The sequence below is a fragment of the Pseudarthrobacter sp. NPDC058196 genome (assembly GCF_042882685.1).
In the GTDB taxonomy this organism is placed as follows: domain Bacteria; phylum Actinomycetota; class Actinomycetes; order Actinomycetales; family Micrococcaceae; genus Arthrobacter.
Window position 1 is genome coordinate 61,158 of record NZ_JBHVVN010000002.1, and the last position, 24,279, is coordinate 85,436.

23 protein-coding genes are annotated in these 24,279 nt (G+C 66.5%); 20 read left to right on the top strand and 3 right to left on the bottom strand.

Annotated features, from left to right (window positions below):
• Position 1: 1 nt before the first annotated feature.
• The 16 genes from murF (at position 2) to dnaE (ending at position 18,825) form a co-directional block, all read left to right on the top strand.
• Positions 2-1,465 carry a UDP-N-acetylmuramoyl-tripeptide--D-alanyl-D-alanine ligase gene (gene murF / locus ACFVVC_RS03035; protein ID WP_387449029.1) on the top strand — a complete coding sequence of 488 codons (1,464 nt, stop codon included), beginning with the start codon at positions 2-4 and terminating at the stop codon, positions 1,463-1,465.
• Positions 1,462-2,571 (top strand): phospho-N-acetylmuramoyl-pentapeptide-transferase, encoded by a 1,110-nt coding sequence (gene mraY, locus ACFVVC_RS03040; RefSeq protein WP_387449033.1) that lies wholly within the window; start codon positions 1,462-1,464, stop codon positions 2,569-2,571. The genes murF and mraY overlap by 4 nt, the downstream gene beginning before the upstream one ends.
• The gene (gene murD / locus ACFVVC_RS03045; RefSeq protein ID WP_387449036.1) at positions 2,553-4,130 is read left to right on the top strand and encodes a UDP-N-acetylmuramoyl-L-alanine--D-glutamate ligase; all 1,578 of its coding nucleotides are present in this window, start codon (positions 2,553-2,555) and stop codon (positions 4,128-4,130) included. The genes mraY and murD overlap by 19 nt, the downstream gene beginning before the upstream one ends.
• A 2-nt stretch (positions 4,131-4,132) precedes the next feature.
• Positions 4,133-5,458 (top strand): putative lipid II flippase FtsW, encoded by a 1,326-nt coding sequence (gene ftsW, locus ACFVVC_RS03050; protein ID WP_387449039.1) that lies wholly within the window; start codon positions 4,133-4,135, stop codon positions 5,456-5,458.
• Positions 5,459-5,464: 6 nt separating this feature from the next.
• Complete coding sequence (gene murG / locus ACFVVC_RS03055) at positions 5,465-6,565, top strand: undecaprenyldiphospho-muramoylpentapeptide beta-N-acetylglucosaminyltransferase (RefSeq protein WP_387449042.1); 1,101 nt, start codon at positions 5,465-5,467, stop codon at positions 6,563-6,565.
• Positions 6,562-7,938 (top strand): UDP-N-acetylmuramate--L-alanine ligase, encoded by a 1,377-nt coding sequence (gene murC, locus ACFVVC_RS03060; protein WP_387449045.1) that lies wholly within the window; start codon positions 6,562-6,564, stop codon positions 7,936-7,938. Before murG ends, murC begins: the two co-directional genes overlap by 4 nt.
• Positions 7,931-8,848: a cell division protein FtsQ/DivIB gene (locus tag ACFVVC_RS03065; RefSeq protein ID WP_387449047.1), complete on the top strand. Its 918-nt coding sequence runs from the start codon at positions 7,931-7,933 to the stop codon at positions 8,846-8,848. The genes murC and ACFVVC_RS03065 overlap by 8 nt, the downstream gene beginning before the upstream one ends.
• A gap of 185 nt (positions 8,849-9,033) precedes the next feature.
• Positions 9,034-10,287, top strand: a complete 1,254-nt coding sequence (gene ftsZ / locus ACFVVC_RS03070; RefSeq protein ID WP_387449050.1) for a cell division protein FtsZ — start codon at positions 9,034-9,036, stop codon at positions 10,285-10,287.
• An 8-nt stretch (positions 10,288-10,295) separates the two neighbouring features.
• Complete coding sequence (locus ACFVVC_RS03075; protein ID WP_387449052.1) at positions 10,296-10,985, top strand: polyphenol oxidase family protein; 690 nt, start codon at positions 10,296-10,298, stop codon at positions 10,983-10,985.
• The gene (locus tag ACFVVC_RS03080) at positions 10,978-11,730 is read left to right on the top strand and encodes a YggS family pyridoxal phosphate-dependent enzyme (RefSeq protein WP_387449054.1); all 753 of its coding nucleotides are present in this window, start codon (positions 10,978-10,980) and stop codon (positions 11,728-11,730) included. The genes ACFVVC_RS03075 and ACFVVC_RS03080 overlap by 8 nt, the downstream gene beginning before the upstream one ends.
• 89 nt (positions 11,731-11,819) lie before the next feature.
• Positions 11,820-12,350 carry a cell division protein SepF gene (locus ACFVVC_RS03085; protein WP_387449057.1) on the top strand — a complete coding sequence of 177 codons (531 nt, stop codon included), beginning with the start codon at positions 11,820-11,822 and terminating at the stop codon, positions 12,348-12,350.
• A 134-nt stretch (positions 12,351-12,484) separates the two neighbouring features.
• A complete protein-coding gene (locus ACFVVC_RS03090) occupies positions 12,485-12,772 on the top strand; it encodes a YggT family protein (protein ID WP_387449060.1) in 288 nt (95 codons plus the stop codon).
• A gap of 176 nt (positions 12,773-12,948) precedes the next feature.
• On the top strand, positions 12,949-13,632 hold the full coding sequence (locus ACFVVC_RS03095; RefSeq protein ID WP_387449062.1) for a DivIVA domain-containing protein: 684 nt from the start codon (positions 12,949-12,951) through the stop codon (positions 13,630-13,632).
• A gap of 94 nt (positions 13,633-13,726) precedes the next feature.
• Positions 13,727-14,299, top strand: a complete 573-nt coding sequence (gene lspA / locus ACFVVC_RS03100; protein ID WP_387449064.1) for a signal peptidase II — start codon at positions 13,727-13,729, stop codon at positions 14,297-14,299.
• On the top strand, positions 14,292-15,218 hold the full coding sequence (locus ACFVVC_RS03105; protein WP_387449067.1) for an RluA family pseudouridine synthase: 927 nt from the start codon (positions 14,292-14,294) through the stop codon (positions 15,216-15,218). Before lspA ends, ACFVVC_RS03105 begins: the two co-directional genes overlap by 8 nt.
• A 49-nt stretch (positions 15,219-15,267) precedes the next feature.
• Positions 15,268-18,825 (top strand): DNA polymerase III subunit alpha, encoded by a 3,558-nt coding sequence (gene dnaE, locus ACFVVC_RS03110; RefSeq protein ID WP_387449070.1) that lies wholly within the window; start codon positions 15,268-15,270, stop codon positions 18,823-18,825.
• 94 nt (positions 18,826-18,919) lie between these two features.
• On the opposite strand, the gene ACFVVC_RS03115 is transcribed toward dnaE, so the two are convergent.
• Positions 18,920-19,420 (bottom strand): flavin reductase family protein, encoded by a 501-nt coding sequence (locus tag ACFVVC_RS03115; protein WP_387449073.1) that lies wholly within the window; start codon positions 19,418-19,420, stop codon positions 18,920-18,922.
• A 125-nt stretch (positions 19,421-19,545) separates the two neighbouring features.
• Here ACFVVC_RS03115 and ACFVVC_RS03120 point away from each other — a divergent pair, with 125 nt between their 5' ends.
• From ACFVVC_RS03120 to nrdR, 3 genes are all read left to right on the top strand, one after another.
• On the top strand, positions 19,546-20,076 hold the full coding sequence (locus ACFVVC_RS03120) for a hypothetical protein (protein WP_387449075.1): 531 nt from the start codon (positions 19,546-19,548) through the stop codon (positions 20,074-20,076).
• Positions 20,077-20,080: 4 nt separating this feature from the next.
• Positions 20,081-21,454 (top strand): histidinol dehydrogenase, encoded by a 1,374-nt coding sequence (gene hisD, locus ACFVVC_RS03125; protein ID WP_387449078.1) that lies wholly within the window; start codon positions 20,081-20,083, stop codon positions 21,452-21,454.
• A gap of 150 nt (positions 21,455-21,604) precedes the next feature.
• Complete coding sequence (nrdR, locus tag ACFVVC_RS03130; protein ID WP_387449081.1) at positions 21,605-22,105, top strand: transcriptional regulator NrdR; 501 nt, start codon at positions 21,605-21,607, stop codon at positions 22,103-22,105.
• A 51-nt stretch (positions 22,106-22,156) separates the two neighbouring features.
• On the opposite strand, the gene ppgK is transcribed toward nrdR, so the two are convergent.
• Positions 22,157-22,960, bottom strand: coding sequence for a polyphosphate--glucose phosphotransferase (gene ppgK, locus ACFVVC_RS03135; protein WP_018763570.1), 804 nt, complete (start codon positions 22,958-22,960; stop codon positions 22,157-22,159).
• A 111-nt stretch (positions 22,961-23,071) separates the two neighbouring features.
• The gene (gene map, locus ACFVVC_RS03140; RefSeq protein WP_387449085.1) at positions 23,072-23,950 is read right to left on the bottom strand and encodes a type I methionyl aminopeptidase; all 879 of its coding nucleotides are present in this window, start codon (positions 23,948-23,950) and stop codon (positions 23,072-23,074) included.
• A gap of 122 nt (positions 23,951-24,072) precedes the next feature.
• On the opposite strand from map, the gene ACFVVC_RS03145 reads away from it, so the two are divergent.
• Positions 24,073-24,237, top strand: a complete 165-nt coding sequence (locus ACFVVC_RS03145) for an SPOR domain-containing protein (protein ID WP_018763572.1) — start codon at positions 24,073-24,075, stop codon at positions 24,235-24,237.
• Positions 24,238-24,279: the final 42 nt, after the last annotated feature.

Sequence of the window (24,279 nt, forward strand, 5' to 3'; positions counted from 1 at the left end):
GATGATTGCATTTACTGCGGCGGAAATCGCCGAAATCACCAACGGGCGCCTGGACGCCGATCCCGGAATTACGCCCCTTTCGGTGGTGACGGATTCACGCGAAGCCACCCAGGGCTCGCTCTACGTCGCGAAGCCCGGCGAGCAGGCCGACGGCCACGACTTCCTGGACGCCGCCTTTGCGGCCGGCGCCGTCCTGGCCCTCGCCGAACGACCCGTCACCGCGCCGGACGGCCGTGGCTATCCAACGGTCCTGGTTGCCGACGCCGTCCTGGCCATGGGCGCCCTCGCCGCTGAGGCCGTCCGCCGGATCCGGGCCGCACGGTCGGCAGCGGGCGACCAGCTGACGGTCGTCGGCATTACCGGGTCAGCCGGCAAGACCACCACCAAGGACCTCCTGGCCGGAATACTCTCCACCCAAGGGCCAACCGTAGCGCCACAGGGTTCCTACAACGGTGAGGTTGGCGTCCCGCTGACGGTTTTCCGGGCCGGGACCGACACCCGTTATCTGGTCATTGAAATGGGTGCCACGGGGATTGGCCACATCCGCTACCTGGCGGAGATGGTTAAGCCCGACATCGGAGTTGTGCTCGCCGTCGGGACGGCCCACGCAGGCGAATTCGGGGGAGTGGAGAACATCGCCCTGGCCAAGGGCGAGATGGTTGAAGGACTCACCAGCGCGGGCACCGCGATCATCAACCTCGACGACGAACGCGTGGCCGCGATGCGCAGCCGGACCTCCGCGACAGTCCTCGGGTTCTCCGCAGAGGGCCGCCCGGATGCCGTGGTGCAGGCGCTGAATGCCGACACGAACGCTGAGGGCTGCCCCGAATTCGATCTCCAGTTGCCGGACGGCGAAGCGCCACGGCACGTCCGCAGCCGGCTCATCGGCGCCCATCACGCGGGCAACCTGCTGGCGGCAGCTTCAGCTGCGTGGGCCGCAGGGGTGCCGGGGGAGCGCATCGCTGATTCACTGAGCAAGCAGGCCGCCGCCAGCCGCTGGCGGATGGAGCGCACCGAACGGCCGGACGGCGTGACCATCATCAACGACGCCTACAACGCCAACCCGGAATCGATGCGTGCCGCCTTGCGCACCCTGGCCGACCTTGGCCGGGGCCGCCGGACCTGGGCGGTCCTGGGGGCGATGCTGGAACTCGGCGAGGACTCCATCCGCGAGCACACCGCCGTGGGCACCCAGGTGGTACGGCTCAACATCTCCAGGCTGCTGGTGGTTGGCCGCGAAGCCCGTGCACTCTACGTTTCCGCCGTCCAGGAAGGATCCTGGGGTGACGAATGCCTCTTCGCCGAAACGGCCGATGAGGCCTACCAGATCCTCGACGCAGAACTGCAGCCAGGGGACCTGGTGCTGTTCAAGTCGTCCAACAGCGTCGGGCTCCGCCACTTGGGCGATCGGATAGCATTACCAACATCCCCGACACCTGCCGACGAAAGGAGCACTCTGCTGTGATTGCACTCCTGATCGGTGCGGGCCTTGCCCTCCTGTGTGCCCTCGTCGGAACCCCGTTGTTCATCCGGCTGCTGGTCCGCCGCGGCTATGGCCAGTTCATCCGCGACGACGGCCCCACTTCGCACCACACCAAACGCGGCACGCCCACCATGGGCGGCACCGTAGTGGTTGCGGCGGTCCTGCTCAGCTACGGGCTTACCCACCTCATCATGCTGATGATGAACCCCGACTCGCCCGGCCCGTCCGCCTCGGCCCTCATCCTGCTGTTCCTGATGGTGGGCATGGGCCTGGTGGGGTTCCTGGACGATTTCATCAAGATCTCCCGGCAGCGGAGCCTTGGCCTGAACGCCAAGGCCAAGCTGATCCTCCAGGCAGCCGTGGGCATCATCTTCGCCATCCTGGCGCTGAACTTCCCCAATGACACCGGGCTCACTCCGGCGTCCACCAAGATTTCCCTGGTCCGGGACCTGCCATGGCTGGACCTCGCCTTCGGCGGGACCGTCCTGGGGGCGATCCTATTCGTCATCTGGTCCAACCTGATCGTCACGGCGGCCACCAACGGCGTCAACCTCACCGACGGCCTGGACGGCCTGGCCGCTGGTGCCTCGATCATGGTGTTCGGTGCATATACGCTCATGGGCATATGGCAGAGCAACCAAGCCTGCGGCTCGCCCCGGGAAGCCGGCAGTGGCTGCTACCTGGTCCGGGATCCGCTGGACCTCGCCCTCCTTGCCGCCATCCTGAGCGCAGCACTGGTGGGGTTCCTCTGGTGGAACACCTCGCCGGCCAAGATCTTCATGGGCGACACCGGCTCGCTTGCCATCGGTGGAGCGGTGGCCGGATTCGCCATCCTGTCCAGGACGGAACTGCTCCTGGGCATCGTCGGCGGCCTCTTCGTGCTGATCACCCTCTCCGTCATCATCCAGGTGGGCTACTTCAAAGCCACGGGCGGAAAACGCGTCTTCAAGATGGCACCGCTCCAGCACCACTTCGAGCTGAAGGGGTGGGCCGAGGTCACCGTCGTGGTCCGGTTCTGGATCCTGGGCGGCCTCTTCGTCGCCGTGGGCCTGGGCATCTTCTACGCTGAATGGGTTGTATTGCTGTGACCGTTTCCCCCCGCCTGGCCAACCTCGTCTCCTGGGACTCCGACTGGGCCGGCCTGCGTGTTGCCGTCACCGGCATCGGCGTCTCCGGGTTCGCGGCGGCAGACACCCTGATCGAACTTGGCGCACGCGTGGTGGTGGTGGACGCCGCCACCAGCGACACGGCGCGGGCCCACGCCGAAACCCTGAAGATCGTAGGTGCGGCCGACGTCCTGCTCGGCGCGGAAGCCGTCAACCGTCTTCCGCTGATCGACGGCGAACTCCCCGAACTCATCGTCACCTCACCAGGCTGGCGCCCGGACCAGGCCCTCCTCGCGGCGGCGGCACGTGCGCACATCCCCGTGTGGGGGGACGTCGAGCTCGCCTGGCGGGTCCGGATCAGGGAAGGCCGCAAGACTGCCGACTGGCTGGCCATCACGGGAACAAACGGAAAGACCACCACGGTCGGCCTGACGGAATCGATGCTCCGGGCCGCCGGGCTCAAGGCCATCGCCGTCGGCAATGTCGGCACGCCCATCCTCGATGCGCTCCGCGATCCGGTTGACTACGACGTTTTCGCCGTCGAGCTCTCCAGCTTCCAGCTGCACTGGGCCGAATCGCTCTCGCCCGTGGCCAGCGTGTGCCTCAACGTGGCCGAGGACCACGTGGACTGGCACGGCTCCTATGACTCGTACCTGGCCGACAAGGCCAAGGTTTACGAGCACACCCAGAAGGCCTGCATCTACAACGCCGAGCAGATTGAAACCGAGCGCATGGTGGAAAACGCCGACGTCGTTGAGGGCTGCCGTGCAGTGGGCTTCACCACGGTCACGCCCGCCATCAGCATGCTCGGCGTGGTGGAAGGGCTGCTCGTGGACCGGGCGTTCATCGAAGAACGCCGCGACAGCGCGGCGGAACTTGCCTCCATGGCCGACCTCGGTCCGCTGGCACCGCGCCACATGGTAGCCAACGCCCTCGCCGCCGCCGGCCTGGTGCGCGCCTACGGGGTTGAGGCCAAGGCCGTCCGCCAAGGCATCCTTGACTATGTCCCCGGCGACCACCGCATCCAGCCGGTGGCCCGCATGAACGGCGTCCTCTGGGTCAACGACTCCAAAGCCACCAACCCGCATGCTGCGTCGGCATCCCTCTCCGCCTTCACCAAGGTGGTCTGGATAGCCGGTGGACTCTCAAAGGGCGTCAGCTACGACGACCTTGTCAGGCAGCACGCCGCCCGGCTCAAAGCGGTGGTCCTGATCGGAACCGACACCGGCCCGCTGCGTGATGCCCTCCGGCGACACGCGCCGGATGTCCCGGTCATCGAGCCGGAAGCGGGCGACACTGAAGACGTGGAGACTGCTTCGGCGCCCGGTGCCACACCGGCCGGTTCCCCCGGCAACGGAGAACTGGTGATGATCCGGGCCGTCGCGTCAGCAGCCCGGCTCGCCGAATCCGGCGACACCGTGCTGATGGCTCCGGCAGCGGCCTCCATGGATCAGTTCTCTTCCTACGCTCACCGTGGTGGTACATTCATCGACGCTGTCCGCGAGCTGGTGGAAGGGCAGGCCCAGACCGGCGAGGAGTAACAATGGTCAGCACGCCCACCCGGCCACAGGGCAGCAAGCCGCGCTCCGGCTCCGCAGCCAAGGCCGCGCGGCCGCCGGCTTCAACCCGGATGAGACTGCAGGCCGTCCACCACAAGTTCTGGACCGCCCTGGAGGGCACCGGAACCTCCAAGAACGGCTCCACGTACTACCTGATCCTCGGTGCCACCCTGGCGCTGACCGCCATCGGGATCATGATGGTCCTCTCCGCCTCCAGTGTCGAATCGATCGCTGCCGGCAAATCCCCCTACGGCGACGCCATGAAACAGGGCGTCTTCGCGGCGATCGGGATCTTCACCATGTTCGTCCTCTCGCGCATCAACGTGGTGTGGCTCAAGCGGCTGGCATGGCCCGCCGTCGGCGCCGCGGTGCTGCTGTTGGGGCTGGTCCAGATAGTGGGCTCCGAAATCAACGGCAACCGGAACTGGATCGACGTCGGTGGCATCACCTTCCAGCCTTCGGAAGCGGCAAAGCTGGCCCTTGCCCTCTGGATGGCCACGGTCCTGGCCAGGAAGGGCAGGCTGCTCAGCCGCTGGCAGCACGTGCTGGTTCCGGCCGTGCCCATGGCCGCTGTCGTCATCGTCCTGATCCTGGTGGGCAACGACCTCGGCACGGCAATGATCATCATGATGATCGTGGCCGCGGCCCTGTTCTTCGCCGGCGTACCCCTCTACCTGTTCGGGATCGCCGGCATCATCGCCGCCGCCGGCACCGCTTTCATGGCTGTCACCAGTTCCAACCGCATGTGCCGGATCACTTCCTGGTGGACAGGGCAGTCCTGCGCCGACGGCATCGACGCCAACTACCAGGCAACCAACGGTCTCTACGGACTCGCCTCCGGTGGCTGGCTCGGGGTGGGCCTGGGCCAGAGCCGGCAAAAGTACAGCTGGATCCCCGAAGCCCACAACGACTTCATCTTCGCCATCATCGGCGAGGAACTCGGGCTGGTGGGGACCGTCGTCGTACTGGTCCTGTTCGCCATCCTCGGCGCCGCGATCTACCGCGTGGTGGTGGCACAGGAAGACATGTTCCACCGCGTCCTGGCCGGCACCATCATGGTCTGGCTGCTGGGGCAGGCCACCGTGAACATGTCCGTGGTCACCGGACTGATGCCCGTCATCGGCGTGCCGCTGCCGTTCATTTCCTACGGCGGCTCGGCCCTGCTGATGTCACTGTGCGCCATCGGCGTGGTCCTCTCCCTCGCCCGGGAACAAATGGCCCCTGCCATCCGGCCCAAACGGATGCTCAAGCTCAAGGCCCGGAAAGACCGCGACCAGAGCCAACCCAAGAATTCCAGAAAGCGTGCCTAACCTCAGATGACACCTGCCACACCCTCAATCGTCCTGGCCGGCGGCGGAACAGCCGGCCACATCAGCCCGCTGCTCGCCATCGCCGCGGCACTCCGGAACGAAGCACCGGGGGCGGACATCCTCGCCGTCGGAACGCCATCAGGGATGGAAACCCGCCTGGTGCCCGCTGCCGGCGTGCAACTGGCCACGATCGACCGCGTGCCCTTCCCACGGAAACCGTCAGCGGACCTGTTCCGCCTCCCCGGCAGGCTGGCCGGCGCGGTCCGCCAGGCCGGCGCCATCCTGGACCGGGCCCACGCCGATGTTCTGGTGGGAGTGGGAGGATACGTCTGCACCCCCATGTACCTGGCCGCACGAAAGCGCCGCATTCCCGTGGTGATCCACGAGGCCAACGCGCGCCCGGGACTGGCCAACCGGGTCGGGGCATTCCTCAACGGCAGGGTGGCCGTGGCATTCGAAGGCACCCCGCTGCGGAACGCCGTCCACGTGGGAATGCCCATGCGGAAGGAAATCTCCGGGCTGGACCGTAAAGCTGCCAGGTCTGCGGCCAGGGAAGCCCTGGGGCTCGATCCCCAGCAGCCAACGTTGATCGTGACGGGCGGTTCCTCCGGGGCGCAAAGCATCAACAGGACCATCGCCGCGGCGGTGGGCCGGCTTGCCGACGCCGGCATCCAGACGCTGCACGTCACCGGCCGCGGAAAGACCGTACTGGACGGGGCCGGCCAACCTCTCACCGCAGAGGGGTACCGGCAGGTGGAGTACATTGACGGCATGGAGCTCGCCTACGCCGCGGCGGACCTCCTGCTGGCACGCTCGGGCGCCGCCACGGTCTGCGAGGTCGCCGCCGTCGGAGTTCCCGCGGTCCTGGTGCCGCTGCCCATCGGCAACGGCGAACAAGCCCTGAACGCCGCCGGCCTGGTGGCCGCAGGCGGGGCGCTGCTGGTGGCCGACCGGGAGTTCACGCCCGACTGGGTGGAACGCGAACTGATCCCCCTGATCACGGACAAAGCCCGGCTCGCGGCCATGGAAGCCAAGTCCTACCGGCTCGGTATCCGAAACGCCGACCAGCGGATGGCTGGTCTTGTCCTGGAAGCGGTATCCGCATGAACCTCCACACCAGCGCACGGACAGACATCCTCGGCAAGGTGCACTTCATCGGCGTCGGGGGAGTGGGCATGTCCGCCGTGGCCCGGATCATGGTGGCCCGCGGCGTCCCGGTCAGCGGATCCGATGCCAAGGACCTGCCCGTCATGGCGGACCTCGCGGCGGCCGGTGCCCGCATCGCTGTCGGGTACGCCGCGGAGAACCTGGAGGATGCGCAGACGGTGGTGGCCGGGTCAGCCATCAGGGACGACAACCCGGAACTGGTTGCCGCGAGGCAGGGAGGGCTGCCTGTACTGCACCGCTCCCAAGCCCTGGCCGCCACCATGGGGGACGACGCCGTGGTGACTGTGGCGGGAACGCATGGAAAATCCACTACGACCTCCATGATCACCGTATTGCTGCGGGCCGCCGGGCTGGACCCCTCCTTCGCGGTCGGAGCCAACATTCCCGCGCTGGGCGTCAACGCCGCCCACGGGACATCAGGCATCTTCGTGGCGGAGGCCGACGAATCCGACGGCTCCTTCCTGAACTACCGGCCCCGGATCGCCGTCGTCACCAACGTCGAGCCCGACCACCTCGACTATTACGGCACAGCCGAGGCCGTCTACGAGTCTTTCGACCGGTTCACCGCCCTCCTGCCCGCTGATGGGCTCCTCGTTGCCTGCGCTGACGACGCCGGCGCGTTGGCCCTCGCGGAAAGGACCAAGGCCCGCGGCGCCACGCGGGTGGTCCTTTACGGCACCAGCGAAGCCGCGGACGTTCGACTGCTCGACGACGGCCCGGGCCGCGTCGCCGTGGCAACCCCCGCAGCGCAGTTCCCGCTTGCCCTGCAGGTACCCGGCCGGCACAACGCGCTCAACGCCGCGGCGGCGTTTGCCGTGGCCCTGGAACTCGGCGTGGAACCGGCGGCCGCCGCTGCCGGCCTTGCCAGCTTCTCGGGAGCGTCCCGCCGCTTCGAACTGAAAGGCACAGCCAGGGGGGTGCGGGTCTTCGACGATTACGCCCACCACCCCACGGAAGTCCGCGCTGCCCTTGCCGCGGCCCGCTCCGTGGCCGGAGACCACAAGGTCCACGTCCTCTTCCAGCCGCACCTGTTCTCCCGGACGCGGGAGTTCGCGGCCGAATTCGCCGACGCCCTGAACCTGGCAGACACTGCCCTGGTACTGGACATCTACCCGGCCAGGGAGGACCCTATTCCGGGCGTCAGCAGCCAGCTCATCGCCGACCACCTCACCGGGGGAGGACGGCTGGTGGCCGCCGATGACGCAGTCGCCACCCTGGTGGCGGCCGCCGGCGAGGGCGACGTCGTCCTGACCGTCGGTGCCGGCGATGTCACCGCTTATGGCCCCCGGATAGTGGAGGCACTCCATGCCTAGCTCGCGCCGCCCCACCTACGCCCCTCCGAAGCGGAACAACCGAACCGACGCCGCGGCAGGCCCTGATTCCCGGAAGGACGCGGCGAACGGTGGGCCCCGAACCGCCGGCGGCGACGTCATCACCGCCTCCCGAGGCATGCCGGACCCGGCACCGGAAAAAGCGGCCAAAGCGCAGGAACCCGCCGGCGCGACGGTCCTGGCGTTCCCGGAACCCAAATCCAGGCGGCGCCGGAAGAAAATCCTGGTTGCCGTCGGTACCGTGCTGGTGCTGGTGGCGGGCATCCTGGCCGGTGCCATCTATTCACCCGTCCTCGCCCTGCAGACCATCTCGGTCAGCGGCACCCGGCTTCTGACTCCCGCCCAGGTGCAGGCAGCCCTGGAGCCGCTCCGCGGCAAGCCGCTGCCGCAGATCAGTGACGATGACGTACGCGGCCTCCTCGGACCCCTGGTCCAGGTCAAGTCCGTCTCGGTCGAGGCACGGCCGCCCTCCACGCTGGCTGTCGCCGTGCATGAGCGGGTCCCGGTAGCCCTGGTCAAGCAGGGGGAGCAGTACCAGTTGGTGGATGTCGACGGCGTCCAGCTGGGCACCACGGCTGACCCGGCATCGGCGTCCTTGCCGGTGATCGACGGCGGCGCCGGAGCAATCGGCCAGGATCTTTTCCGTGCCACGGCAGCAGTCCTGGGTGCGTTGCCGGCGGACGTGCTCGCCAAGCTTTCCAACGCCTCGGCGCAGTCCGTGGATGCCGTGGAACTGAAGCTGGTGGACGGGCAGACGATCGTGTGGGGCAACGCCTCGGAGAAGGAACTCAAGGCAAAGGTGCTGGCCGCGCTCCTCAAGGTTCCGGCGGATCCGAAGAACCCCGTCAGGGTCTACGATGTCAGTGTGCCCCGGCACCCGGTGACGCGCTGAGCGCTTTCTTTCCCGGTATTAATCCGACACGCGGACCCGGTTATTGAATGTCGGAACCAGAGGAAATACCGTCACAGACATGAGTTACTTGACATAACTATAACCTTCAAGTCGAAGGTTAAGGTTGCAGGCTTCAAGCTCACCATCAGTTTTCGCAATACAGACACGAACAAGGGACACGTAACGTGGCAGCTCCGCAGAATTACTTGGCCGTCATCAAAGTCGTCGGCATCGGCGGCGGTGGCGTGAACGCAGTCAACCGCATGATCGAGGTCGGCCTCAGGGGTGTTGAATTCATCGCCATCAACACCGACGCCCAGGCCCTGCTGATGAGCGACGCCGACGTCAAGCTCGACGTCGGGCGCGAGCTGACCCGCGGCCTGGGTGCCGGCGCCAACCCGGAGGTGGGCAAGCAGGCCGCCGAGGACCACGCGGACGAGATCGAGGAAGTCCTCCGCGGCGCCGACATGGTCTTCGTGACGGCCGGCGAAGGCGGCGGAACGGGCACCGGCGGTGCTCCCGTCGTCGCCCGGATCGCACGCTCACTCGGGGCCCTGACCATTGGCGTAGTCACCCGACCGTTCACCTTCGAGGGCCGGCGCCGCGCCGGCTCCGCCGAGGCCGGCATCGACGCCCTGCGTGACGAAGTGGACACCCTGATCGTGATCCCCAACGACCGCCTGCTCTCCATCAGCGACCGCAACGTCTCCGTGCTGGACGCCTTCCGCTCCGCCGACCAGGTCCTGTTGTCCGGTGTCCAGGGCATCACGGACCTCATCACCACCCCGGGCCTGATCAACCTCGACTTCGCTGACGTCAAGTCCGTGATGCAGGGTGCCGGCTCCGCGCTCATGGGCATTGGATCGGCCCGCGGCGAGGACCGCGCCGTCAAGGCTGCCGAACTGGCCATTGCCTCCCCGTTGCTGGAAGCCTCCATCGACGGCGCCCATGGCGTGCTGCTCTCCATCCAGGGCGGATCCGACCTGGGCCTGTTCGAGATCAACGAAGCCGCACGGTTGGTCCAGGAGGTGGCCCACCCCGAGGCCAACATCATCTTCGGCGCCGTCATTGACGACGCCCTGGGCGACGAAGCGCGCGTCACCGTTATCGCTGCCGGCTTCGACGACGTCAAGGCCACCTCGCCGTCCATGGACCAGTCACAGCCGCAGGCCGCCCCCCAGCGACCCGCTGCCCCCGCTGCCGCTCCCGCCTCGGCCCACCCGCAGGGCGGAAACCACCAGGGCAGCGGAAGCCACCAGCAGAACGTCCAGCCCCTCCACGCCGGCGTCGGCGCGGCAGGCCTGAGCAACTGGGGCCAGCAGCGTCCGTCTGCCGTCCCGGCGGACTCCGGCTTCGATGTCGACCTCCCGTCCGTCGTGGAGCCGGACCTCACCGGCAACCACCCGGACGACCTGGATGTCCCCGACTTCCTGAAGTAGGCACCGGCTTGTTCCATTGGCGCGCCGACATCCTGCCAGGGGTGTCGGCCGCATTCACCGATGCGGGTGCGGGAAACCTGGCCCTGCACGTGGGAGACGACCCCACCCGGGTCATGGAGCGCCGGAGCCGCCTCGAGGAATCCATCGGTGCCGCTCCGCGGTCACTGCGCTTCATGAACCAGATCCACGGCACCACCGTCACATTAATGGACGCGGGCTCTCCCGTTCCCGAAGCCGATGCCATGGTGTCCCAGGGCATTCCCCTGGCCGTCATGGTGGCGGACTGCATCCCCGTTCTGCTCGCGGGGGAGTCGTCCAACGGGCCGGTCCTCGCCGCCGTCCACGCCGGCCGTCCCGGGACCGCCAACGGTGTGCTCCCCGCGGCCGTGGAGGCGATGGAATCCCTGGGGGCGTCCCGTATCCGTGCCTGGCTGGGGCCTTCCATCTGCGGAGCCTGCTACGAGGTCCCTGCTGCCCTGCGCGACGAGGTAGCTGGCAAGGTGCCCGCAACGTGGAGTACCACCTCCTGGGGGACCCCCGGGCTGGACCTCCCGGCAGGTGCCCGGAGCCAGCTTGAGGCCGCCGGCGTTGAAGTGGCGTACTCCGGTCCCTGCACCCTCGAAACCGAAACGCTGTACTCCTACCGCCGTGACCGGAACACCGGCCGTTTCGCCGGGCTGGTGTGGTGCCATGACTGAGCATCCGTTCCACGTCAGGGACCTGGCGCTCGATCCCCGAGCCGCGGAACTCGCAGAGCGGCTCGCCGCGGTACAGAATCGGATCGCCGCTGCTGCCGAGGCGAGCGGCCGCGGCGACCGGCCGCCGTCGCTCATCGTGGTCACGAAGTTCCACCCGGCCGCGGACATCCGGCGGCTCGCAGCGCTCGGGGTCACCGACGTGGGGGAGAACCGGGACCAGGAGGCGGCCGCGAAAGCCGCCGAACTGGCCGGGCTGGCCCTCAACTGGCATTTCGTAGGCCAGCTGCAGAGCAAGAAGGCCAAGTCGGTGGTCCGGTATGCCGCCGCCGTCCATTCAGTGGACCGCCTCCAGCTCGTGGACGCCCTCGCCAAAGCAGTGCGGAACGAGATGGATTCCGGCGGGCGTGACCCTTTGGCGTGCTTCATCCAGGTCAGCCTCGAGGACGACGGCGGCACGCACCGCGGAGGAGCGGCCCCGGCCGATGTGCCGCTCCTGGCGGAGAGGATCGCCGAATCAGTCGGCCTGAACCTCGCCGGCGTCATGGCCGTGGCGCCGCTGGGCGCGCCGCCGGAGCCGGCCTTCGAGAAACTAGCGGCCGTCTCGGCCCGGCTCGTGGCCGACCATCCGGGCGCCGGTGCCATCTCGGCCGGCATGAGCCAGGACTTGGAGGCGGCCATCAAGTTCGGGGCGACACACCTGCGAATCGGTTCCGATATTCTCGGTTCGCGTCCCGCGGTGGGGTAGCGTCGGACCTGTTGGAAGTGATGGGCGGGGACTCCAGTGCTGTCAAGTCATTGGGCGGCCCGCTTACGGGACACGATTAGGAGTCGACCATGGCCGGCGCTCTGCGCAAGACAATGATCTATCTTGGGCTCGCCGACGGCGATGAGCATTACGAGTCCGAGCAACAGACCACACGTAAGGATGAGGACGAACCCATGGAAGTCGACCGCGAGGAACGCCGTGCCCCGGCACCGGTCCGCGAAGTCAGCCGTGAGGCGTCCTACACCCCTGAAGAGGAATACCGCGCCCCAGTGACCCCGATTAAGCGTGCGGCGTCGAGCCGCGAAGAGAGCACCGGACTTCGCCAGATCACCACCATCCACCCCCGCTCCTACAACGATGCCAAGCTCATCGGTGAGAGCTTCCGGGACGGTATCCCGGTGATCATGAATGTCACCGACATGGGCGAGGCAGACGCAAAGCGCCTGGTGGACTTCTCGGCCGGGCTGGTATTTGGCCTTAGAGGCAGCATCGAACGGGTGACCAACAAGGTGTTCCTGCTCTCACCGTCCTACGTCGAAGTGATCGGTGATGACAAAAAAGTCAGCGACACGCAGGCCAGTTTCTTCAACCAGAGCTGACGGCCAAGGCCGACGACAGATGCCAGGCAGGGACACCTGTCTGGCATCTGTGCTGAAATAGACAAGACAACTGCAGCACACCGCGGCATCCGGACGGGATGGTTCGCACGAAATATGGAGATTTGAAATAAGTCATGGGAATTGTTTTCGGACTTCTCTATCTCGTGTTGCTGCTGTTCTTAGTCGCCCTCATCATCCGCCTGGTCTACGACTGGGTGCAGATGTTCGCGAGGGAATGGCGGCCACGGGGCGCGGCCCTGGTGGTGGCGCACGCTGTATATTCCATCACTGATCCGCCGCTCAAGGGGCTGCGGCGGATGATCCCGCCCCTCCGGCTCGGCGGCGTCTCCCTGGACCTGGGCTTCCTGATCCTGTTCATCGGCGTCAGCATTGCGATGAGCATCACCAGGAACTTGGCCTGATCCACCAACAAAGACTTGGCAATGCAGGATGATCCTCCCGGGAACAGCTACTGTAAAGCGAAGAAACCTCCCGTTTGACACCGCGGTGTTGAATTAGAGTAAGCAGACCAAATTTAGGTACCGTAGTTTTGACGGCCGGAAGGCCTACTGACTAACCAGACCAGTGAGGTGACCAGATGGCTTTGACGCCAGAAGACGTTGTCAACAAGCGCTTTCAGCCCACCAAGTTCCGCGAGGGCTATGACCAGGACGAGGTTGACGACTTCCTGGACGAAATCGTCGTTGAACTCCGCCGCCTGAACCAGGAAAACGACGAGCTCCGCAAGAAGCTCGCCGATGCCGGCTCCAGCGTCCCGGCAAGCACCACTGCCGCACCTGTGGTGGAGAAGGTCCCCGCCCCGGTCAAGTCCGACAAGGATGAAGCCCGCGAGAAGGCTGAAGCCGAAGCGAAGGCTTCCGAAGCCAGCAAGAAGAAGGACGTCGAGCCGGCCGCTCCGGTTGCCGCCGCCCCCGCTGCGGCCGCCGCGTCCACTCCTTCCGCCGAGTCCGCTGCCGGCCTGCTGGCCATGGCGCAGCAGATGCACGACCGCCACGTCGCCGAAGGCCAGGCGCAGAAGGACAAGATCATCGCCGAGGCGCAGATCGAAGCCAGCAGCCTCGTCAACGACGCGCAGGAGAAGTCCCGCAAGATCCTTGGCGCGCTGGAACAGCAGCGTTCCGTCCTCGAGCGCAAGGTGGAGCAGCTCCGCGGCTTCGAACGTGACTACCGTTCACGCCTGAAGGCCTACATCGAGGGCCAGCTCCGCGACCTGGACGCCCGTGGTTCCGTTGCGACGCCGGAAGTCAGCGAAGCGAACTAACCCTGGCAACACGTATTCTGAAAGCCGGTGGCTGAGGATTCCTCGGCCACCGGCTTTTGGCATTGACACCTAAGTTTTTCGAAGTGAAAGCACCATGACTGACGAACTTGCAGCCGACGCCGCACGCCCTGCCCCATCCTCTCCGCGCCCCCGACGGGCTTTGCTGCTGTCCCTCTTCGGCGGGTTCGCGGTCTTTGCCTACGTCCTGGACCAGCTCACCAAACTCTGGGTGACCTCCACCATGGTGGAGGGCGAGAGGATCCCGGTCCTGCCGCCCCTGCTGCACTGGTACTTCATCCGGAACTCCGGTGCCGCGTTTTCGATTGGCGAGAACGTCACATGGGTGTTCTCGATCATCATGGCCGGAGTCGCCGTCGCCATTCTCTTCCAGGTCCGCAGGCTGGGCTCGGCATGGTGGTCCCTGGCTCTCGGCCTGCTGCTGGGCGGCGCCTTGGGCAACCTGACCGACCGGCTCTTCCGCGAGCCCTCCTTCGGCATGGGCCATGTGGTGGACTTCATCCAGCTTCCCAACTTCGCGATCTTCAATATCGCGGACTCCGCTGTCGTGTCTGCCGTCGCCATCATCTGCATCCTGACCATTCGCGGAATCGCCCTGGACGGAACACGCCTCGGAACCGCACACAAGGACAAGCCCGGCCATGAGTGAGCGAATCGTCGTGGCCGAGGAATTCGGCGGGACCCGGGCCGACGCCGGACTGGCAGGCCTCCTGGGCGTGTCCCGGTCCGTGGCCGCATCCCTGCTGGCTGACGGCCATGTGCTGACCCAGGGGAAGGCGTTGGGGAAATCGGCAAAACTTGTGGCGGGGGATGTCCTTGACGTCACCGTTCCGGAGCGGCGGGACCCGCTGGAAGTCGTGGAGGAAGTTGTGGAAGGCCTGAAGATCCTGCTGGATGACGAGGACTTCGTCGTCGTCGACAAGCCCGTGGGTGTCGCTGCGCATCCCTCGCCGGGCTGGGTTGGGCCCACCGTAGTGGGCGGACTGGCCGGCGCCGGTTACCGAATCTCCACCTCCGGCGCGCCGGAGCGGGCCGGGATCGTTCACCGGCTTGACGTCGGCACCTCCGGGGTGATGGTGGTGGCGAAGTCCGAGCGGGCCTACACGGCCCTCAAACGGGCCTTCAAGGAGCGCACGGTGGACAAGGTGTACCACGCGGTGGTCCAGGGCCTTCCGGACCCGCTGACGGGCACCATCGACGCCCCCATCGGCCGGCATCCCGGCCACGACTGGCGCTTTGCCGTCATCGAGGACGGCCGCCCCTCGGTAACCCACTACGAAGTCCTGGAGGCCTTCGGGAAGGCCAGCCTGGTGGAAGTGCACCTGGAAACGGGCCGGACGCACCAGATCCGGGTCCACTTCTCCGCCCTCCGCCATCCCTGCGCCGGCGACCTCACGTACGGTGCCGACCCGCGCCTTGCCGCCACCCTGGGGCTCACCCGGCAGTGGCTCCATGCCCGGCAGCTGGGATTCGACCACCCGGTGACCGGGGAACGCGTCACCGTGATCAGCGACTACCCGCAGGACCTGGCCTACGCCCTGGAAGTGCTGGAATCGGGACAGGCCTGACACGGGCCGCCTGGCCGGGCCGCCACGCGCCAGCGCTTAGAATGGTGCGGTGAGTTCCAGCAAAGATTCGTTTGTCCACCTGCACACCCACACCGAATATTCCATGCTGGATGGAGCTGCCCGCCTGGGCGAGCTGTTCGATGAAACCGAGCGCCTGGGCATGCCTGCCCTCGCCACCACCGACCACGGCTACTTGTTCGGGGCGTTCGATTTCTGGCGCAAGGCCACGGACAAGGGCATCAAGCCGATCATCGGCGTCGAAGCCTACGTAACCCCCGGCACGGCCCGCACGGACAAGGAACGCGTCCGCTGGGGCGACGAATCCCAGCGCAAGGACGACGTCTCCGGCGGTGGTTCCTACACCCACATGACGCTCCTGAGCTACAACAACGTGGGCATGCGGAACCTCTTCCGGGCTTCCTCCATCGCCTCCCTCGATTCCGTGTTCGGCAAGTGGCCGCGGCTGGACCGCGAATTGCTCAACACCTACTCAGAAGGGCTGATCGCCACCACCGGGTGCCCCTCCGGCGAGGTGCAGACCCGGCTCCGGCTCGGCCAGTACCGCGAGGCGCTGGAAGCGGCCGCCGAATTCCGGGACATCTTCGGCGCGGAAAACTACTTCTGCGAGCTGATGGACCACGGACTGGACATTGAACGGCGGGTCACCGGCGACCTCCTGAGGCTCGCCAAGGACCTGAACCTGCCGCTGGTGGCCACCAACGACCTCCACTACACCCACGAGCACGATGCCAAGGCCCACGAGGCCCTGCTGGCCATCCAGTCCGGCTCCACGCTGCTCGAACCCACGTACGACAACGGCGGTTCGCGGTTCGCGTTCTCCGGCAGCGGCTACTACCTCAAATCCCCGCAGGAGATGCGCGAGCTTTTCCGCGACCACCCGGATGCCTGCGACAACACCCTGCTGATCGCCGAGCGCTGCGAAGTGTCCTTCAACACGGACGCCAACTTCATGCCCCGGTTCCCCTGCCCGCCCGGCGAGGACGAAACCTCCTGGCTGGTCAAGGAAGTGGACAAGGGCCTGCAGTACCGTTACCCGGGCGGCATCCCGGACGAGGTCCGCAAGCAGGCAGACTACGAGCTCGGCGTCATCACGTCCATGGGGTTCCCCGGCTACTTCCTGGTGGTTGCGGACTTCATCAACTGGGCCAAGAACAACGGCATCCGCGTTGGCCCCGGCCGTGGCTCGGGTGCAGGTTCCATGGTGGCCTACGCCATGCGCATCACCGACCTCGACCCCCTGCGCCACGGCCTGATCTTCGAACGCTTCCTGAACCCGGACCGCGTGTCCATGCCCGACTTCGACGTCGACTTCGATGACCGGCGCCGCTCGGAAGTCATCGACTACGTGACCCGCAAGTACGGGGACGAACGCGTCGCCATGATCGTCACCTACGGCACCATCAAGACCAAGCAGGCCCTCAAGGACTCCTCCCGCGTCCTGGGCTACCCATTCAGCATGGGCGAGACGCTGACCAAGGCCCTGCCTCCCGCCGTGATGGCCAAGGACATCCCGCTCGCGGACATCCAGAACCCGGAGGCCAAGCGCTACAGCGAGGCCGGCGATTTCCGGCAGCTGATCGCCACCGACCCGGAAGCCGCCAAGGTCTTCGAGACGGCGCTGGGCATCGAAGGCCTGAAGCGCCAGTGGGGCGTGCACGCGGCCGGTGTCATCATGTCCTCGGACCCCATCATCGACGTCATCCCCATCATGCGCCGCTTCCAGGACGGCCAGGTGATCACCCAGTTCGACTACCCGACGTCCGAGGGCCTTGGCCTGATCAAGATGGACTTCCTGGGCCTGCGGAACCTGACGATCATTTCCGATGCCCTCGAGAACATCAAGATGAACCGCGGCATCGATCTCGACCTGGAGAACCTGGAGCTCGACGACGCCCCGTCCTACGAGCTCCTGGCCCGCGGCGACACCCTGGGCGTGTTCCAGCTCGACGGCGGCCCCATGCGGTCCCTGCTCAAGCTCATGAAGCCTGACAACTTCGAAGACATCTCCGCCGTCCTGGCGCTCTACCGGCCCGGACCCATGGGCGCCAACGCCCACACCGACTATGCCCTGCGCAAGAACGGGATCCAGGAAGTCATTCCCATCCACCCGGAGCTGGAGGAACCGCTCAAGGAGATCCTGGGCGGAACGTACGGCCTGATCGTGTACCAGGAGCAGGTCATGGCCGTGGCGCAGAAACTGGCCGGCTACTCCCTGGGCCAGGCAGATATCCTCCGGCGCGCCATGGGCAAGAAGAAGAAGTCGGAACTGGACAAGCAGTTCGCCGGCTTCTCCCAGGGCATGCAGGACAACGGCTACTCCATGGAAGCGGTCAAGACCCTCTGGGACATCCTCCTGCCCTTCTCCGACTACGCCTTCAACAAGGCCCACTCCGCCGCCTACGGGGTCATCTCCTACTGGACCGCGTACCTGAAGGCGCACTACGCACCCGAGTACATGGCAGCGCTGCTGACCTCCGTCGGTGACGACAAGGACAAGTCCGCCATCTACCTGAACGAGTGCCGGCGCATGGGCATCACCGTGCTTCCACCCGATGTCAACGAGTCCGCCCTGAACTTCACCCCGGTGGGCAACGACATCCGCTTCGGCATGGGCGCCATCCGCAACGTGGGTGCCAATGCCGTCGATGCCATGGTCACGGCACGCGAGAGCGAAGGCGCCTACACGTCCTTCAAGGACTACCTGATGAAGGTGCCCTCGGTGGTCTGCAACAAGAGAACCATCGAATCCCTGATCAAGTCCGGGGCCTTCGACTCCCTGGGCCACCACCGGCGCGCGCTGGCCATGATCCACGAAGAGGCCATCGACTCCGTCATCACCTTGAAGCGCAACGAGGCGATCGGCCAGTTCGACCTCTTTGCGGGCTTCGAGGAAGCTGAATCGGAGGCGTCGCTCAGTATCGAGATTCCGGACCTGCCCGAGTGGGAGAAAAAGGACAAGCTCTCCTTCGAACGCGACATGCTGGGCCTGTACGTCTCCGACCACCCGCTGCAGGGGCTCGAAGGCCTCCTGGCCCAGCACGCCGAAATGAGCATCACCACCATCCTGGGCGAAGACGGCCCGCAGGACGGCGCCATCATCACCATTGCCGGCATGATCACCTCGTTGAGCCGCCGCATCGCCAAAGCCAGCGGTAACGCCTATGCCCGGGCCGAGATCGAGGACCTGGGCGGTTCCATCGAAGTGATGTTCTTCGGCCAGGTCTACGGACCCATCGCCTCCGTGCTCGCGGAGGACCTGATCGTGGTGGTCAAGGGCCGCCTGCAAAAGCGCGACGACGGCGCAATCACCCTGAACTGCATGGAGTTGTCCGTTCCGGACCTGAGCGAAGGCCTGAACGGGCCGCTGGTCATCACCATGCCCACCTACAAGGCCACCGAGGCCGTGGTCACGGAACTGGGGGATGTGCTGCGCACGCACCGGGGCAACTCGGAGGTGCGGCTGCACCTCCAGGGCGACACCCGCACGGAAATCATGGGCCTGCCGGTCCACCTGCGGGTGAACCCCAGCCCGTCCCTGTTCGGTGACCTGAAAGTGCTGCTGGGCCCGGCCTGCCTGGACGCCTGATGCAGGGGAGCACGACGCCGGAAGCCGGCGTCCGGCGTCGTGCGTGCCTTTGCCCCCGGGTCATGGCAGCCCGGACCCGCGAAGACGGAGTGCGCTAGATTTCGTAGTCCAGCGGGACGGGTTGCCCGTAGGCACCTCCGTGGTACAGCAGCGGCGCCCCGTCGCCGCCCACCTGGCCGTCCACCACCTGGACCACCACCACGGCGTTGTTTTCGAAGGACAGCCGCATCTGCACCTCGCCGATCAGCCAGCCGGCCACATCCTTCAGGATGGGCACCCCATGGGGCCCGATTTCCCAGTGGTTCCCCTCGAACCGGTTGCCCGGCCGGGCGAACCGGGCTGCCAGCTGCTGGTTTTCCAGGCCCAGCATGTGGACTCCCAGGAACTGGGTGTTGGCAACGGCGGGCCAGGACCTGGAACTGCGGGCCATGTTGAACGTGAAGCGCGGCGGTTTGGCGGACAGAGAGGCCACCGACGTGGCGGTGAACCCGTAGGGCTCGTCCTGGTAGTTCACGGTGATGATGGCGACGCCCGCGGCATGCCGCCGGAACATCTCCCTGAACGTCTGCTCAAAGGGCTCGCTGTTGTCGGTCACCGGAACTCCTGCACTTAGTGGCATATCTCTTTCCCCAAGCGTATTGGCCCGCGGGCCAGGCGGGAAAACGGGCAGCCGTGGAACCCCTGAGGGGCTGCGCAGGAACCTTTGTTAAGGTGTCTGTCATGACGAACTTTGGCCGCCCCGCGCGGCGGCTGCCCTGGTCCCTGCTGCTGGTCCCGGCGGTAGCAGGAGTTCCGGCCGGGCTCCTCTGGTGGCTGCTTGCCCCGGGCGGTCTGAACCTGATCACCCGGAACCCCTCCCTGGCATCCGGAACGGCGCCGCTGGTGTGGCTGCCACGCGATCTGACACTCGCCGGGATCATGGTGCTGGCCGGCTGCCTGCTGGCCGTGTTCCTGGCCGACGGCAAGCGTCCGGACCCCCAGACTGCGCTCCTGGCCGGCCTGGTGGGCGCCGTTGCCGGCAGCCTGGTCGCCTGGGGAACCGGCATCCTCACGGCCCGGCTCTGGGGCCCGCCGGTGGACCCCTCGGCCAATGCCAGCATCGCCTTTTCGCTCCGGGCGCTGCCGGTGCTGCTGCTGTGGCCGGCTGCCACGGCGGTCTCGGTCTTCGTTTTGGAGTTGGTGGGAATGTCAGGGCGGAAGCCCGCCGGGAGCCGCGGCGGATCGGCGGGCGTGAACAGCGCCGTAAAATAGTCCGGTGACCACTTCCCCGCAGCCTCCTGCCCCCGCGACAAACGCCGTCGACTTCCGCACCATCGACCTTCGCGGCCGCACCCTGACCCTCGCGGCCCTGCGCGCCGCCGTTCCGCGCGCCAAGGGCCAGACCGTGGCGGACGCCGAGGCAAAGGTCCTGGACATCATCGCCGCCGTCCGGCAGCGCGGTTTCGCGGCGTTGTCTGACCTTGCGTCAAGGTTCGACGGCGTGGAGCAGCGCCATCCGCTGGTTCCCCGGGAGGCGATCGCCGCAGCCCTGGACGGGCTCGACCCGGAGGTGCGGGCAGCACTGGAGGAATCCATCAGCCGGGCACGGAAATTCGCCGACCGGCAGCGGCCCCGCAACGTTGACGTGGAACTGGGTGACGGCGCTGTCGTCAGCCAGAACTGGGTACCCGTAGCGCGCGTGGGACTGTACGTCCCAGGCGGCCTGGCCGTGTATCCGTCATCGGTGATCATGAACGTAGTGCCGGCACTGGCGGCAGGTGTGGAATCCATTGCCCTTGCTTCGCCGCCCCAGAAGGAGTTCGGTGGCCTGCCGCACCCCACCATCCTTGCCGCTGCGGCGCTTTTGGGTATCACCGAGGTCTACGGCATCGGCGGAGCACAGGCCATCGCCGCGTTCGCCTACGGTGTGGACGCCGGCGACTCCGGCCCCGCACTGGAACCGGTGGACGTGGTGACCGGCCCCGGCAACATCTTCGTCGCCACCGCCAAGCGCCTGGTCAAGGGAGTGGTGGGCATCGATTCGGAGGCAGGAACCACGGAGATCGCCATCCTTGCCGACGACTCCGCCCAACCGGCGCTGGTGGCCGCAGACCTGCTCAGCCAGGCCGAGCACGACCCCAAGGCAGCATCGGTGCTGATTACCGATTCGGAACCGTTATCCATGGCTGTACGGGACGAGCTCGAACGGCAAGCCGCCGCAACCAAGCACTCCGCCCGGGTCCGCGAGGCGCTGTCCGGTCCCCAGTCCGGCGTCGTCCTGGTGGACAACCTGGAGCAGGGAATCGCCGCATGCGATGCCTACGCCGCCGAGCACCTCGAGATCATGACGCGGGACGCCGCCGCCGTGGCGGCGCGGATCCGGAATGCCGGCGCGATCTTCGTGGGGGACTACAGCCCGGTCAGCCTGGGCGACTACTGCGCAGGCTCGAACCACGTGCTGCCCACCAGCGGGACCGCTGCCTTCTCATCCGGACTGAACGTCACCACGTTCCTGCGCGCCATCCAGGTGGTCAATTACAGCCGGGAGGCGTTGGCGGAGGTCAGCGGCCACATTCTGAGCCTGTCCCGTGCCGAGGACCTGCCCGCCCACGGCGACGCCGTCAGTGCGCGGTTTCCCGCACGGGGCTAGCCACTACATATAGGCAAGCCGGTACTACATATAGTAATTACAGGCTTGTTATTACCCCGGACGCAGCCGTAAACTGGGATCGTAACACTACTTCCAGCGGCGCCGCCGGTTTCGTTGCTGTTCGACGCCGGAAGGGAAAGGGGAAACGCCATGTACTGTCCGTTCTGCCGCAACCCCGACTCCCGCGTCGTGGACAGCCGGATGGCCGATGACGGCTCGGCTATCCGACGCCGGCGCCAGTGTCCCGAATGCGGGCGCCGGTTCACCACCGTCGAAACCACCAGCCTCTCCGTCATCAAACGGTCCGGCGTCGGCGAGCCGTTCAGCCGCAGCAAGGTGATCAACGGCGTGCGCAAAGCCTGCCAGGGCCGGCCGGTCAGCGAAGACGACCTCGCCATGCTGGCCCAGGAAGTGGAAGAGCAGATCCGTTCCTCGGGCGCCGCCGAAATCGATGCGCACGAGGTAGGCCTGGTCATCCTCGGGCCGCTCCAGAAACTGGACGAGGTAGCGTACCTGCGCTTTGCAAGCGTGTACCAGGCGTTCGAATCCTTGGAGGACTTCGAATCGGCCATTGCCCTGCTCCGCCACGAGGCCGAGGAAGGCGCCAAGGGCGCTCCGGGCCCGAAGAGCTCCGAGAAGAGCCCGCTCTAAGCTCCGGTGGCGGCAGCGGAGGGGAAGCCGCAGCCGCCACCGGCACCACCTTTACTTGGTGAGTTTGTGCTGCAACGCGATTTCCAGGGCCGCGCCCACGATGCCGGCCTCGTTCCGCAAGACGGCCGGGACGATCGGGGTCCTGAGCTTGAGGTTGGGAAGGTACTCGTCCGCGCGCTTGGAGATGCCACCGCCGACGATGAACAGCTCCGGCGAGAACAGGAACTCGACATGCGAGAAGTACCGCTGCAGGAGCACACTGTACTCGTCCCATGACAGCCCGTCCCGTTCGCGGGCCACGGCGGACGCCTTCGATTCGGCATCGAAGCCGTCGATCTCCAGGTGCCCCAGTTCCGCGTTCGGTACCAGTTTTCCGTCGAAAATGAAGGCGGAGCCGATGCCCGTGCCCAGGGTGATGACCAGGACGGTGCCGGCGACGCCTTCGCCGGCACCGTACCGGGCTTCGGCCAGGCCGGCGGCATCGGCGTCGTTGATGACCTCGACGGGGCGACCCAGCCGCTCGGTAAGGAGGGCGTCAATGTCCGTATCCAGCCAGCTCTTGTCCACGTTGGCGGCGGAGTGGACCACGCCGTGCTGGATGATGCCGGGGAAGGTTACGCCCACGGGGGAGCCGGCCTCCGGGGCCTCGGGGCGCGCCGAGAGCTCGGCGACCACCAGGGCCACTGCTTCGGCAACGGCCTCCGGCGTGGCAGGCTGCGGGGTGGGCACCCGGAAACGTTCACCCAGGAGCTTGCCCTTCTTCAGGTCGACAATGCCGCCCTTGATGCCCGTACCGCCGATGTCGATGCCGATCAGGGGTGCGTTCTTGTGCGACTTCTCGTCCTTCTTGGCCAATGGGATTCCGTTCTAGGCTGGGGCGGGCAGGGAAGGGGCGGCCTGGGGCAGCCCCACAACAGGGTGGGGGCCTGCACGGGCAGTGGATGCCGTGTGCGGGCAGGGGACAGACTACGGCAGGGTGAGGATTTCCGCACCGGTCTCGGTAACCAGAAGGGTGTGCTCGAACTGGGCAGTGCGTTTGTGGTCGCGGGTGACCACGGTCCAGTCGTCGCTCCACATGTCCCACTCCACGGTGCCGAGGGTGAGCATCGGTTCGATCGTGAACACCATCCCCGTTTCGATCACGGTGTTGTACGCGGGGGCGGCATCGTAGTGCGGGATGATCAACCCGGTGTGGAAAGCTTCGCCGACACCGTGGCCGGTAAAGTCCCGCACCACGCCGTAGCCAAAACGCTTGGCGTAGGACTGGATGGCGCGGCCGATCACGTTGATTTCCCGCCCCGGTGCCACCGCCTTGATGGCCCGGTTGAGCGACTCCCGGGTGCGCTCGACGAGGAGCCGGGATTCCTCGTCCACATCACCCACCAGGAACGTGTAGTTCGTGTCGCCGTGGACCCCGTTGATGAAGGCAGTGATATCGATGTTCAGGATGTCGCCGTCCTGGACCACGGTGCTGTCCGGAATGCCGTGGCAGATGACCTCGTTCAGCGACGAGCAGAGCGATTTGGGAAATCCGCGGTAACCGAGCGTGGACGGGTACGCGTGGTGGTCCAGCAGGAATTCATGGCCCACCCTGTCCAGTTCATCGGTGGTGACGCCGGGCTGGATGTGCTTGCCGACCTCCACAATGGCCTGGGCCGCGATCCGCCCGGCGACGCGGATCTTTTCAATCGTTTCGGCGGACTTGACCTCCGAGCCGGTGAATTTTGCGGGGCCAGGCTTGCCGACGTACTCCGGACGGGGGATGGACGCCGGGACGGAACGCTGCGGGCCCACGGTACCCGGGGTGAGGGTGCCGGTGGGTGCAGTAGAGGCAAGGGAAGGCATAGATTGATCATATAAGGCACCGCAGAACGCCTAACAACCGACAAGCGGCGGAGGACGCACGTAAGGGTTTGTGTTACGTGGATCACCCAGCGGCTTTCCTGTCGCCGGAACAAGGAGCAACGATGACTGAGTACTGGTTCAACGTCAACACCCACGAAGTGGAAGAAGACCGGCTCTCGGACTGGAGCCAGCTCATTGGGCCCTACAAGACCCGTGAAGAAGCCGAACACGCCATCGAAAAGGTCAAGGCGCGCAACGAGGCCTGGGAAAAGGGCGACGACGACTGACCGGTTGGGTGGGCAGGCGTCGGGCCGTCCGTGCGGCACTCC